Source organism: Methylobacterium sp. J-088 (assembly GCF_022829295.1).
Taxonomy (GTDB): domain Bacteria; phylum Pseudomonadota; class Alphaproteobacteria; order Rhizobiales; family Beijerinckiaceae; genus Methylobacterium.
The window spans coordinates 1-11,898 of sequence record NZ_JAKSYH010000167.1 but is presented as its reverse complement, the minus strand read 5'-3'; the positions used below and the strand labels follow the sequence as shown (position 1 = coordinate 11,898).

The following is an 11,898-nucleotide window of genomic DNA, read 5'->3' as shown; positions in this document are numbered from 1 at the left end:
CGGGGCCGGATCGGACATCGTCTCACGCCCATGGCCAGTCTCAGCGTCGCGATCGCGTTCGGCATCCGGTTGCTCCTCGTGCTGCTGTTCCTGCCGTTCAGCGCCCTCGACAAGATCCTGAACTTCAAGGGCGCGGTCGGGCAGGCGCGCCAGGCCGTGCACGCCACCGCGCCCGCCACGCTGCTGATCCTCGTCGGGCTTACCGTCGAGATCGGGATGTCGCTGTGCATCCTGACTGGCACCGCCGACCGGGCCGCCGCCTTCGTGCTCGCGGGCTATTGCGGGGCCACGGCGCTGCTGTGGAAGCAGTTCTGGGCACCGGGTGATTTCTGGGCCGGCGGCAAGGGCCGCGAACTGTTCTGGGACTTCTTGAAGAACTTCGCGCTCGCGGGCGGCTTCCTGCTCATCACCTTCGGCACCGGCGCCGGGACGGTCCAGGATTTCCTCGCCGATCCCCTCGGCTCGACCCATCCCTACGCGGCCCCGTCCCGGCCCTGACGCGGTCGAGTCCAGTTTTCCAAAGGGCGAGCCTTTTGGTGGGTTGTCAGGACAAGGCCCTGACTGTCTAGGACGCAGCCCGACACCGGACGACGTCCGGCACTGGACCACGTCCGGCACCGGGGCTCTGCTCTGGACCCGCGAAAGGGCTCGCCCTTTCGAAACCAAGACAGGGGCTCAGCCCTTCGGCACGGTGGCGGCCATCGCGGGCTCGCGCTCCACTACGGCGAACCATGCCGCCAGGGCGGGCCGGCCGTCCCGCCACGCGAGATCGGAGAAGCGCAGGTCGAGGTAGCCCAGCGCGCAGGCCATCGCGATCGTGCCGATGTCGAGCGCCGGCAGATCGGCCGCCAGGGCCTCGAACCGGTCGAGGGCCGCCGTGATCTTGCCGATCTGGCCCGCATCCCAGGCGTCCCAGCGCCGTTCCTCCGGGCGCAGCACGCGCTCGTAGCGGGTGAGCAGCGCCGCATCGAGCAGGCCGTCGGCCAGCGCCTGCCGGGTCAGCGCGTCCCAGCGTGCCGCGCCTTCGGGAAACAGATGCGGTCCGTCCGAGAGGCCGTCGAGGTACTCGCAGATCACCCGGCTGTCGTAGAGGGCGGTCCCGTCCTCAAGGATCAGCGCGGGAATCTTGCCGAGCGGGTTGTGGGCGGCGACCTCCGCGGCGGAGCCGGTCGGGGAGGCCGTGGCGGCGGTGACGGTGATCCGGTCGATCAGCCCCGTCTCGTGGGCGAGGACCAGCACCTTGCGGGCATACGGGGAGGCGGGGGAGTAGAGAAGCTTCATCGGACCGTCCCGGTTGGTCGTGGCGCCGCGGCAGCGGCGCCGGACCTTGCACCGATGGGACGGGGAATCCAGTCCCCGGTTCGGCCTCAGGCCTTCCGGGTCATCCCGGAGCCGGCATGCACCACCTGGGTCCGGCGCGACTGCGTGAGTCGCGTGGCGCGCCGCGCGCGCCACGCGAGGAGGGCGGTCGCCACCCGGTCGAGGACCAGCATGAACAGGCTGCCGATGATCGCCAGCACGCAGGTAGCCCCGATCAGCACGCCCCAGATCCCGGGGGCCGGGATGATCATCAGGCACAGGAGACCGAACACGGCCGCGCCGGGTATCCACTTCGCCATCGCGCTGCCTGCCTGTACTCGATCTACATCCGGCCGGCCGGAACCGCGCCGATAGCCTCAATACTGATGGCTCAACTTGAATATGATCACAGAGATTTGCATAAAAACCAATATATCCCAGAAATATTGGTTTACGTTCGATGAACGCCCTGGGCGGGCAGAAATCCGCGGTCAAGGTGCCGGCCAGGGCGGCCATCCGCGATGCTCCGCGCCCGCTCCTGTTCCGATGTGTCCTTCGCAGGCACGCCCTACGGTCGGACCGGGACGCGATCCTGGCCGCGTCGCTGCGGATCATCGATGGCGCCGGGATCCTGATCGATGCCGTGCGCCAGATCCGGGATATCCAGCAACTCGCTGTGAATCTGCCGGCGGATGATCCGCCCCTCCAGGGCCACGATGACCGCGCCGGCGATGACGAGCAGCAGGCCCAGCAGGGCGGTGCCCATGCTCGCCAGCTTGAGCAACCCGATGTCCTGGAAGACGATCGACAGGCCGCCGAAGATCATCGTCGAGATCAGCAGCATCGCGGAGACGAGGCCGCATCCGGTGGCGCGGTTCATCAGCTCGCAACGACGCTTGTAGTTGAGGATCTCGTCCCGCATGTTGGCCTTCCGGCTTCCGGACAGGTCTGACGTCCTGAACTTCTCGATCAGGTCGCGATAGCGCTCGACCGCGGCGTCGTAGCGGGTCTGCAGGAAGGCCACGAAGATCCACGCGGCGAAAATGATCGAGGCCGCCGGCCCGACCGTCGTGAGCACCTTCGCGAGGTCGAGATTCATCGGCATTCGGGGCTTTCGGCACGGGGTGATCGACTGGTCGACCCTCCGGCAAACCGGCACCTGCGTGGGCTGTTCCCGGCCCGGACCCGCGGCGGGCAGGCGCGTTGGGGTGCTCGGCGCCGCGCGCCCTAGGCCCCCTGAACCGAGCTGGATTCGCCCAGCGGCAGGGTCCGGCCCTCGCTGACGAGATGGTAGAAGCGCCCTTCGAACATGCGCATCACCGCCTCGGTGGCAGCGTGCGATTCCGGGCGGATCGGGGAAGCGAGGCAGGCGTCGAGCGCCGCCTGATCGGGAAAATCCATCTCCAGGATCATGGCGATCGGCCGCGCGTCGGCATCCTTGGAGACGAGGCGCTGGACCCGCACCGCGGTGACGCCCGGGAAGCGCCGCCAGAACGGTTCCAGCTCATCCCGGACCCGGCGGAAGAATTCATCCTCCCGGCCCTCGCGCACCGTGCCCTCGTAGATCGCGGTCCTGGTCAGCATCGGGGCGCCTCCGTCTTCGGATCCCCTCTCAACCGCTGGCGGCCGGGATCGCTCCCGACCGGTGACAGCCGGCACGCGCTGTCTGCGGAACCGGCAGGGTGCCGGGAATCCGGGCTTCTCCGGGGCCGCCGAATCGGCGTATCGAGAGGTCAGCCCATCGCGACGATGCGGGAGAGACCGGGATCCACCCAGAGAGGGGGGCCCGGCGCCGACGGAGCAACCGCCCCGGAAACTCTCAGGCACCGGAACCGTGTCGTCAGGGCAATCTGGAGAGTGGTGCAGCGGGGAAGTCCGTGGGCACCCGCCGAAGGGGACGTTCGCGACAAGGCCTCGCCAGGGCCGGACGCGGATCAAGCTCTCAGGCACCGGGACAGATGGGGCGCGCAACCGGCCGACCGCTTGAAGGCGGCCTCCACGCGTCCCCGTTCCGGAGTTCCACCCATGACCCATATCGCCATAATCGGCGCCGGCATCACCGGCGTGACGACCGCCTATGCGCTCGCCCAGCGCGGCTACCGCGTCACCGTCCTCGACCGGCAGCGCTACGCCGCCATGGAGACCTCCTTCGCCAATGGCGGCCAGCTCTCGGCCTGCAACGCGGAGGTCTGGAACAAGCTCTCCACGGTGCTCCACGGCGTGCAGTGGATGATGCGCCGCGACGCGCCGCTGCTGATGAACCCCACCCCCTCCTGGCACAAGCTGTCGTGGATGGCGGCGTTCATGCGCGAGATCGCCCATTACCGCGAGAACACCGTGGCGACCGTGCGGCTGGCGCTCAAGGCGCGCACGGCCCTGTTCGCCATGGCGGAGGCCGAGGGGATCGACTTCGACCTGAAGACCCGCGGCATCCTGCACTTCTACCGGGACCGGGCGAGCTTCGAGAAGGCGAAAACCGTCAACGCCCTGCTGCGGGAGGGGGGCCTGGAGCGCCACGCCGTGACCCCGGAGGAGATCCGCGCCATCGAGCCGACGCTCGCCGGCACCTATCACGGCGGCTTCTTCACGCCCTCGGACGCCACCGGCGACATCCACAAGTTTACCCGGGGCTTGGCCGCCGCCTGCGCGCGCAGGGGCGTCCGCTTCGTCCAGGACGCCGACGTCGCGACGATCGCGCCGGGGGAGGGGGGCTACGCCGTCGGCTGGCGCCAGACCGGGCATGCCACGGAGGCGCCGCAGGTCCTGCAGGCCGACGCGGTGGTGATCTGCGCGGGCTGCGCCAGCCGGCACTTCGCGGGGCTGCTCGGGGACCGGATCAACGTCTACCCGGTGAAGGGCTACTCGATCACCGTGAACCTGCTGACCCCGGAAGCGCAGCGGGCGGCGCCCGAGGTGAGCATCCTCGACGAGGCGGCCAAGATCGTCACCAGCCGCCTCGGCGACGCGCGCCTGCGGGTCGCCGGCACGGCCGAGTTCAACGGCTTCAACGGCGACATCCGGCACGACCGGATCCAGCCGCTGGTCGACTGGACCCGGGAGCAGTTCCCGCTGGTCGACACCGACCGGGTGGTGGCCTGGAGCGGCCTGCGCCCGATGCTGCCGAACATGCTGCCCAAGGTCGGCCGGGGCCGCCGGCCGGGGGTGTTCTACAACACCGGCCACGGCCATCTCGGCTGGACCCTCTCGGGCGCCACGGCCGAACTCGTCGCCGAGGCGATCGCGGCCGAGCACGCGCCGGAGCGGACGGCTCTGCCGCTCGCGGCTTGAGAATCCCGGGATTCCAAAGGGCCTGAGGCCCTTTGGCAGGTTGTCAGGGCGGAGCCCTGACGCGCAGCGCGGCGCGCCGTCATGTCCCCGACAGGGGGCGCGCCGCCCAACATTATTTTGTATTCTCTTTTCGAACAGCTCCCCGGAAGCCGAGCCGCGATGCCCCCGTCTCCCGCCTATCTCGACCCCGCCACCGGGGCGACCTACCCGATCGAGACGCCGCGCTGGCGCTCGGAGACGGGGGGCCCACTGATGATTACCGATCTTCCCGGTATCGATCGTGGGGAGATCGAAACGGCCGAGCGCTCCCTCTGGCGCTACGCCGCCGCGCTGCCGGTGGCGGTCTCCGATCCGGTGACCCTCGGGGAAGGCGGCACCCCGCTGGTGCGCCGGCCCTGGCGGGGCGGCCACGCGCATTTCAAACTCGAATGGTTCGCGCCCTCGGGCAGCTTCAAGGATCGGGGCGCGTCCGTGATGCTGTCGATCCTGCGCCAGCAGGGTGTCGACGCGGTGCTGGAGGATTCCTCGGGCAATGGCGGCGCGGCCGTGGCGACCTATGCGGCGGCGGCCGGGATGCGGGCCAAGATCCTGGTCCCGGCCTCGACCTCGCCGGCCAAGACCGTGCAGATGCGGGCCGCTGGCGCGGAGGTCGAGCTGATCCCCGGCACCCGCCAGGACACCGCCGACGCGGCCGTTGCCCAAGCGGATTCGATCTTTTACGCCAGCCACAACTGGCAGGCGCATTTCCTCCAGGGCACCAAGACGCTGGCCTACGAGCTGTGGGAGGATCTGGGGTTTTCCGCGCCCGACGCCGTGATCATCCCCTGCGGGGCGGGCAGCAACATCCTCGGCTGTGATATCGGCTTCTCGGAGCTGCTGCGCCGGGGCGCCATCGCCCGCCTGCCGCGGCTCTATGCGGTGCAGCCGGCCCATTGCGCGCCCCTGCACGCGGGCTTCGAGGCCGGCGCGGAGGATTTCGTGCCGGTCACCCCGCGCCCGACGCTGGCCGAGGGCGCCTCGATCGCCCAGCCGGTCCGGGGCCGTGAGGTGCTGGCGGCGCTCCGCCGCTCCGGCGGCGGCACCGTGGCGGTCTCCGAGGCGGCAATCGAGGCGGCTTTGATGGAGCTCGCCCGGTCGGGCCTCTACGTCGAGCCGACCTGCGCGATGGCGGCGGCGGCGCTCACCGACCTGACCGCAAGCGGCGCGATCCGGCCCGACGAGACCACCGTGGTGGTGCTCACCGGCACCGGCATCAAGGCGACGCCGCGCATCGCCGAACTTTTGGGTGTTGCCCCGTGAGGCGCTGACGGGACTTGCGAAACCATAACCGCGACGATCAGGAGGAAAACCCATGCGCAACAACATCCCCGCCAGCGTCGGCATGTCGGTCGAGGACGTCGACACCCCCTGCCTGCTGGTCGACCTCGACGCCCTCGAGCGCAACATCGACAAGCTCGGCCGCTTCATGACGGAGCGCGGCCTGCGCCACCGGGCGCACGCCAAGACCCACAAGTCCTCAGACATCGCCGTGATGCAGATCGAGCGGGGCGGCGCCTGCGGCGTCTGCTGCCAGAAGGTCAGCGAGGCCGAGGCGCTGGTGAGCGCCGGCATCCGCGACGTGCTGGTCTCCAACCAGGTGACCGCACCCCGGAAGATCGAGCGCCTCGCGGCGCTCGCCAAGCGGGCGCGGGTGCTGGTCTGCGTCGACGACCCCGGCAATGTCGACGACCTCTCGGCGGCGGCGGTCCAGTACGGCGTCATCCTCGAAGCCCTCGTGGAGATCGATGTCGGCGCCGGCCGCTGCGGCGTCGCGCCGGGCGAGCCCGCCGTCGCCATCGCCAAACGAATCGCCGCGGCGCCGGGGCTGAGCTTCGCCGGCCTGCAGGCCTACCAGGGCAAGGCCCAGCACGTGCGCGATTTCGGCGAGCGCAAGGCCCTGATCCAGACGGCGATCGACGAGACCAAGCGCACCGTCGACCTGCTCAAGGCCGAGGGCCTCGATTGCGCCATCGTGGCGGGGGCCGGGACCGGCAGCTTCGCGATGGAAGGCGGCAGCGGCGTCTACAACGAGCTGCAATGCGGCTCCTACGTCTTCATGGACGCGGACTACCAGCGGGTGAAGGACGCCGAGGGCCGGCCGATCGCCGATTTCGAGAACAGCCTGTTCATCGTCACGGCGATCATGAGTAAGGCGAAGGCGGATGTCGCGATCTGCGACGCCGGCTTGAAGGCCCAGAGCATCGACAGCGGCCTGCCCCTGGTGTTCGGCCGGGACGACGTGGAATACATCAAGTGCTCCGACGAGCACGGGGTGCTGAGCGATCCCGGCAACGTGCTCAAGCTCAACGAGCGTCTGAAGCTGATCCCCGGCCATTGTGACCCGACGGTCAACGTCTACGACTGGTATGTCGGCGTGCGGAACGGCCGGGTCGAGGCGATCTGGCCGGTCACCGCCCGCGGCATGACGTTGTAACGGGATTCCAAAGGGCCGAGGCCCTTTGGCGGGGTGTCGGGGCGGAGCCCCGATCGCAGCAGGGCTCTGCCCTGCACCCGCAAAAGGTCTCGACCTTTTGAAACCGCGATTTTGGAGGTCCATGAATCCATGCGCTTCATCTCGGAAGAGGAATCCGCCGCGCTGGTCGATCACGCCATGGCGTTCGACGCGGCCCGTGAGGCGCTGATCGCCGCGGTGGCGCCGGGCACCACCCTGTTCCCGGCGGTGCTTGGGCACGGCTCGGAGCCGACCAACCGGTTCTCGATCAAGTCGGGCGCGACCGCCGACTATGCCGGCCTGAAGGTCGGCTCGTTCTGGCCCGGCAACCCGGATCGGGGCCTGCCGCGGCACAATTCGGTGATCCTGCTGTTCGATCAGGCTGCCGGCCGGATCGATACGGTGATCGAGGCGGGCCGCGTCAACGCCTACCGCACCGCCGCTGCCGATGCTGTTGCGGCCAGCGTCCTCGCCCGGCCGGATTCGGCGGTGCTCGCAGTGTTCGGGGCCGGCAACCAAGCCGCGTTCGAGGCCGCGGCACTGGCCCGGGTGCTGCCGATCAAGACGGTGCTGGTCGTCGCCCGGGACCCCGCCAAGGTCGCGGGGCTCAGTGAGCGTCTGGCGGGGCAGGGGGCATCCGGGCTCGACGTGCGGGCGGCCTCGCCGCAGGAGGCCTGCGAAGCGGCCGACGTGATCGTCACGGCGACGCCCGCCCGCGCGCCGCTGTTCGAGGCCGATTGGGTCCGCTCCGGCACGCATGTCGCCGCCATGGGGGCGGACGCCAAGGGCAAGCAGGAATTGCCCCCCGCCCTGCTGGAGCGGGCCCGCCTGGTCTGCGACCTGCCGGAGCAGGCGCGCACCATCGGCGAGTTCCAGCATGCCTCGGAGCACGCCCAGGCCGGCCTGCGGGCAATCGGCGACGTGCTCCGGAGCGGGGAGGGGGGCCGGACCGATCCGGCCGAGATCACGGTGTTCGATTCCTCCGGCATCGCCCTGCAGGACCTGACCATCGCCCGGGCGATCCTCGCCAAAGCCGACGCGCGCTTGTAGGGGAGGCCGGCGCCGGCCCTCGCCCGCCCCGGCGGAGGAGGGAAGCGCATGCAGGACCGGCAGATCCGGGTGATCGGCATCGGCACGGGCGATCCCGAGCACCTGACCCTGCAGGCGGTGCGGGCGCTCGCCGATGTCGACGCGGTGTTCGTCCTCGACAAGCGCGCCGAGACCGCCGACTTGGTGGAGATCCGCCGCCGGATCTGCGCCGCCCATATCCGAACCCCCCACCGGTTCGTCACCGTGGACGACCCGCCCCGGGAACGCCGCCCGGCCGATTACGGCAGCACCGTCGCGGCGTGGCACGCGGCCCGGGCCGAGCGGCTGGAGGCGGCCTTCGCGGCCCATCTCGGGGCAGGGCAGGTGGGGGCGATCCTGGCCTGGGGCGATCCCACCCTCTACGACAGCATTCTGCGCATCCTCGACCGGATCGCCGTGAACGGGCGCATCGCCCTCACCCAGACGGTGATCCCCGGCCTGTCGAGCGTGCAGGTGCTCGCAGCCCGCCACGGGGTGCCGCTGAACGGCATCGGCGGTTCGGTGCTGATCACCACCGGCCGCCGCCTCGCCGCGGGCTGGCCGGCGGATGCCGAGAGCGTCGTGGTGATGCTCGACGGCGACCCCACCTTCGGCCATCTCGACCCGGACCTGACGATCCACTGGGGCGCCTATCTCGGCAGCCCGGACGAGATCCTGATCGCCGGCCGGCTGGGCAGCGTGGGCGATGCGATCCGCCGGGTCCGCGCCGAGGCCCGGGACCGGCACGGCTGGATCATGGATATCTACCTGCTGCGTCGTGACGAAGCCGACGGGTCCCGCTAAAGGGCGCGTCCACCGCGCGACAATCCGGGATTCAAAAGGTCTGCGACCTTTTGCGGGTGCAGGGCAGAGCCCTGCGGTCGGGCTTCGCCCGATATCGGGGCGCGGCCCCGACACCCCGCCAAAGGGCCTCGGCCCTTTGGGATCCTGGGACCGAGATCGATCGACTGGCCCGGACTGAGCTAGGGTATGGCACCACCTGACCACGGGCTGCACCTGCGGGACTACCAGCGCGCCGGCCTCGACGCGCTCGCGGCGGCCTGGGCGCGGGGCGGGGTGGACGCGGCGGCCCCCGGCCACCTGATCGTGCTGCCCACCGGCGCCGGCAAGTCGCTCGTGATCGCGGCCCTGGCCCGGGAGACCCTGGCGGACAACCCCCTCGCCCGCGTCGTGATCGTCACCCACAGCCGCGAGCTCGTCGCCCAGAACTTTTCCGAACTCACCCGCGCCTGGCCGGAGGCACCCGCCGGCATCTTCTCCGCCGGGCTCGGGCGGCGGGAGGCCGGCGCGCAGGTGCTGGTCTGCGGCATCCAGTCGGTGGCCGAACGGCTCGACGCGGTGGGGCCGCGCGACCTCGTGATCGTCGACGAGGCCCACCTGATCCCCCGCGCCTCGGAAACACGCTACGGCCGCTTCCTGGCGGGCCTGCGGGCGCGCAGGCCCGGGATGCGGGTGGCGGGCTTCACCGCGACCCCCTACCGGCTCGATTCGGGCCGGCTCGACGAGGGTCCGCACCGGCTGTTCTCCGGCATCGCCTACGAGGCCGATACCTTCACGCTGATCCGGCAGGGTTTTCTGGCGCCGCTCGTCTCCAAGGCGACGCTGACCCAGCTCGACGTCTCGGGGGTCGGCCGGCGCGCGGGCGACTACATCCCGGGGGAGCTGGAGGCGGCGGTCAACCGCGACGCGATCACCCGGGCGGCGGTCGCGGAACTGGCGGAATACGGGCGCGGGCGCCGGGCCTGGCTCGCCTTCTGCGCCGGGCTCGCCCATGCCGAGGCCGTGCGGGACGCGGTGCGGGCGGAGGGCTACCCCTGTGAGACCGTCTCGGGCGAGACGCCCCGCCGGGAGCGCGACCGGATCGTCGCCGCCTTCCGGGCCGGAAACATCCGCTGCCTGACCTCGGTCGGCGTGCTGGGCACCGGCTTCAACGTCCCCGAGGTCGATCTCGTGGCGCTGCTGCGCCCGACCCGCAGCACCGGCCTCTACGTCCAGCAGGTCGGCCGGGCCCTGCGCTGCGCGCCGGGCAAGACCGACGCGCTGATCCTCGACTATGCCGGGCTGGTGCGGATGCACGGTCCGGTGGACGCCGTCACCGTCCGAAGCGCCGGAGAGGTCCAGAGCCAGCTGCTCGGCGGGGCAGGGGCCTTGCGCGCCAAGCCCTGCCCCGGCTGCGGCGCCCTGATTCCCCTCAATGCCTCGACCTGCGAGCCCTGCTGGACCGAGCCGGAGGCGGATGCGGCGGAGGGCGACGCCCCGCACGAGGCCGCGGCCGACGACGAGCTGCCGATCCTCTCGGCCGATCCCGGCGCGCGCGGCAACGGACCGTCCGGCCCTGCCCCGGAGCCGGACGCCGCGTGGCCGGACGCCGCGTGGCCGGACGCCCCCTGGCATCCGGTCACAACCCTGAGCCTGGAGGCCGCGCCGGACGGGCTCGATCTCGTGCTCGGCTGGCGCGATGGCACCAGGGACGCGGTTTGGTCCGTGCGCCTGCGCCCCGAGGGCCGCGGCTACGAGCGCGAGAAGGCGGTGCAGTGGTGGCGCGGCCTCGGCGGCGGCCGGGATGCGCCCATGGGGACCGCCGGGTTCCTGGACCGGGCCGATCGCCTGACCCGACCGGCGGCGATCCGGATCCGGCCGGGCCGGCTGACGGAGCAGATCGAGTGCCGGGCAGAGGACGGACGGATCCTCGGCGATACCCGTCGGCGGGCTGGATCGGCCGCCTGACACGGGTCCCGGTCGATGCGTCCGGCCGCTGGTTCCTTGCGCGCGGCGCCACGCCTGTCGACAGCGCCGTGTCTCGGATCCTGCGCTGCGCGCGTTATGACGGAGGGGAGGCAGCGAGGAACCGCAACCGAAGCGTCTGGATGGAAGCCGCATGCGAGGCCACCCCTTCGACGCGCGCATCATCGTCCCCACCCGCCTTTGGCGCCGGGGGCATGGCCCAAGAGACGAACACGAGGGACGCGGGACGCCGCGGGAACCCAGGTGTCGGCCAAGTACGCGCGGGATCCGATCCCCGCGGCGCCCGCGGCATCGACCGGGCATGGTCCCCGGCCGGTGCCGTCTTTCTCGTCGCGGCGTCTTGTCGCCGTCCCGGTCCTGCCACTCCCCGTTAGCGGTCTCGGGCCGGTTGCACGCACCCCCGCACCCCGCATCGGCACCGTGGCCTTCCAGGCGTCCCCCGCCCCGTTGTCGGCGGGTCCGACGGGCGCCCAGGGTCGGCCCCGACGCGGGTCGGCGCGGGGGTCATTTCCTCCCCCCGCCGGGCAAACTGCCGCCCGGTCTCACGCCCGCATCCGAGGCACGCCCCGCACCGGTCCGCCGCCCGGGGCGATGGCGGCTGAGAGCCACCGACGCGGGCGCCGCCCCGTCCACGGACCCGCCCGGTCAGCCACCGGACGGGCCCCGTAAAGGACGCCCCGGGATCGCTTCCGGGCCGCCGTGGACAGGTGGCGGCTAATGAGCACAAAATAGGAACATTGTCAAGACATTTACACGGTCGGCGGTCGGCACATCCTTCGCATTTTTGCCGGCTACGATGTTCATACATCGCTGGCCGCGGCATTTTCTCCTCCCCTGGCGACCCAGGGCTTGCCCGGGATCGCTCGAGCTTGCGGGGAGGAGCCGGAGGTGGGGGTGGTGCAGACGGCACCGTCACGCTCGATCCTGAACCACCCCCACCCCTAACCCCTCTCCGCAAGGGGGAGGGGAAACGCGCTTCTCTTGAA

The 11,898-nt window shown here is 71.1% G+C and carries 11 protein-coding genes and 2 riboswitches; of the genes, 7 read left to right on the top strand and 4 right to left on the bottom strand.

What is annotated here, in order from left to right:
* Positions 1-30: 30 nt before the first annotated feature.
* Complete coding sequence (locus tag MKK63_RS18230) at positions 31-498, top strand: DoxX family membrane protein (protein ID WP_244004255.1); 468 nt, start codon at positions 31-33, stop codon at positions 496-498.
* 177 nt (positions 499-675) lie between these two features.
* Here MKK63_RS18230 and MKK63_RS18225 read toward each other — a convergent pair whose 3' ends face one another.
* From MKK63_RS18225 to MKK63_RS18210, 4 genes are all read right to left on the bottom strand, one after another.
* Positions 676-1,281, bottom strand: coding sequence for a glutathione S-transferase (locus tag MKK63_RS18225; protein WP_244004253.1), 606 nt, complete (start codon positions 1,279-1,281; stop codon positions 676-678).
* 86 nt (positions 1,282-1,367) lie between these two features.
* Positions 1,368-1,619, bottom strand: a complete 252-nt coding sequence (locus MKK63_RS18220) for a hypothetical protein (RefSeq protein WP_244004252.1) — start codon at positions 1,617-1,619, stop codon at positions 1,368-1,370.
* Between the two features lie 248 nt (positions 1,620-1,867).
* A complete protein-coding gene (locus tag MKK63_RS18215; RefSeq protein ID WP_244004250.1) occupies positions 1,868-2,398 on the bottom strand; it encodes a DUF2721 domain-containing protein in 531 nt (176 codons plus the stop codon).
* A gap of 128 nt (positions 2,399-2,526) precedes the next feature.
* The gene (locus MKK63_RS18210) at positions 2,527-2,883 is read right to left on the bottom strand and encodes a hypothetical protein (protein WP_244004248.1); all 357 of its coding nucleotides are present in this window, start codon (positions 2,881-2,883) and stop codon (positions 2,527-2,529) included.
* A 158-nt stretch (positions 2,884-3,041) separates the two neighbouring features.
* Positions 3,042-3,144: riboswitch (glycine riboswitch) on the top strand.
* A 1-nt stretch (position 3,145) separates the two neighbouring features.
* Positions 3,146-3,261, top strand: a riboswitch (glycine riboswitch).
* Positions 3,262-3,324: 63 nt separating this feature from the next.
* Here MKK63_RS18210 and MKK63_RS18205 point away from each other — a divergent pair.
* The 6 genes from MKK63_RS18205 to MKK63_RS18180 all read left to right on the top strand — a co-directional run bounded on the left by MKK63_RS18205 (position 3,325) and on the right by MKK63_RS18180 (position 10,894).
* Complete coding sequence (locus tag MKK63_RS18205; RefSeq protein WP_244004246.1) at positions 3,325-4,587, top strand: D-amino acid dehydrogenase; 1,263 nt, start codon at positions 3,325-3,327, stop codon at positions 4,585-4,587.
* Between the two features lie 159 nt (positions 4,588-4,746).
* On the top strand, positions 4,747-5,886 hold the full coding sequence (locus MKK63_RS18200) for a pyridoxal-phosphate dependent enzyme (protein ID WP_244004244.1): 1,140 nt from the start codon (positions 4,747-4,749) through the stop codon (positions 5,884-5,886).
* A gap of 52 nt (positions 5,887-5,938) precedes the next feature.
* Positions 5,939-7,060, top strand: a complete 1,122-nt coding sequence (locus MKK63_RS18195; protein ID WP_244004242.1) for a DSD1 family PLP-dependent enzyme — start codon at positions 5,939-5,941, stop codon at positions 7,058-7,060.
* A 129-nt stretch (positions 7,061-7,189) separates the two neighbouring features.
* Complete coding sequence (locus MKK63_RS18190; RefSeq protein WP_244004240.1) at positions 7,190-8,128, top strand: ornithine cyclodeaminase family protein; 939 nt, start codon at positions 7,190-7,192, stop codon at positions 8,126-8,128.
* 48 nt (positions 8,129-8,176) lie between these two features.
* Positions 8,177-8,950 (top strand): precorrin-6A synthase (deacetylating), encoded by a 774-nt coding sequence (gene cobF / locus MKK63_RS18185; protein WP_244004237.1) that lies wholly within the window; start codon positions 8,177-8,179, stop codon positions 8,948-8,950.
* 186 nt (positions 8,951-9,136) lie between these two features.
* Positions 9,137-10,894 (top strand): DEAD/DEAH box helicase, encoded by a 1,758-nt coding sequence (locus MKK63_RS18180; RefSeq protein ID WP_244004235.1) that lies wholly within the window; start codon positions 9,137-9,139, stop codon positions 10,892-10,894.
* Positions 10,895-11,898: the final 1,004 nt, after the last annotated feature.

Bases quoted from the DNA above. Each gene is read 5' to 3' on its own strand.
- MKK63_RS18195 (WP_244004242.1), top strand. From the start codon at position 5,939: ATGCGCAACAACATCCCCGCCAGCGTCGGCATGTCGGTCGAGGACGTC.
- MKK63_RS18190 (WP_244004240.1), top strand. From the start codon at position 7,190: ATGCGCTTCATCTCGGAAGAGGAATCCGCCGCGCTGGTCGATCACGCC.
- MKK63_RS18225 (WP_244004253.1), bottom strand. From the start codon at position 1,281: ATGAAGCTTCTCTACTCCCCCGCCTCCCCGTATGCCCGCAAGGTGCTG.
- MKK63_RS18230 (WP_244004255.1), top strand. From the start codon at position 31: ATGGCCAGTCTCAGCGTCGCGATCGCGTTCGGCATCCGGTTGCTCCTC.
- MKK63_RS18200 (WP_244004244.1), top strand. From the start codon at position 4,747: ATGCCCCCGTCTCCCGCCTATCTCGACCCCGCCACCGGGGCGACCTAC.
- cobF (WP_244004237.1), top strand. From the start codon at position 8,177: ATGCAGGACCGGCAGATCCGGGTGATCGGCATCGGCACGGGCGATCCC.
- MKK63_RS18220 (WP_244004252.1), bottom strand. From the start codon at position 1,619: ATGGCGAAGTGGATACCCGGCGCGGCCGTGTTCGGTCTCCTGTGCCTG.
- MKK63_RS18210 (WP_244004248.1), bottom strand. From the start codon at position 2,883: ATGCTGACCAGGACCGCGATCTACGAGGGCACGGTGCGCGAGGGCCGG.
- MKK63_RS18215 (WP_244004250.1), bottom strand. From the start codon at position 2,398: ATGAATCTCGACCTCGCGAAGGTGCTCACGACGGTCGGGCCGGCGGCC.
- MKK63_RS18180 (WP_244004235.1), top strand. From the start codon at position 9,137: ATGGCACCACCTGACCACGGGCTGCACCTGCGGGACTACCAGCGCGCC.
- MKK63_RS18205 (WP_244004246.1), top strand. From the start codon at position 3,325: ATGACCCATATCGCCATAATCGGCGCCGGCATCACCGGCGTGACGACC.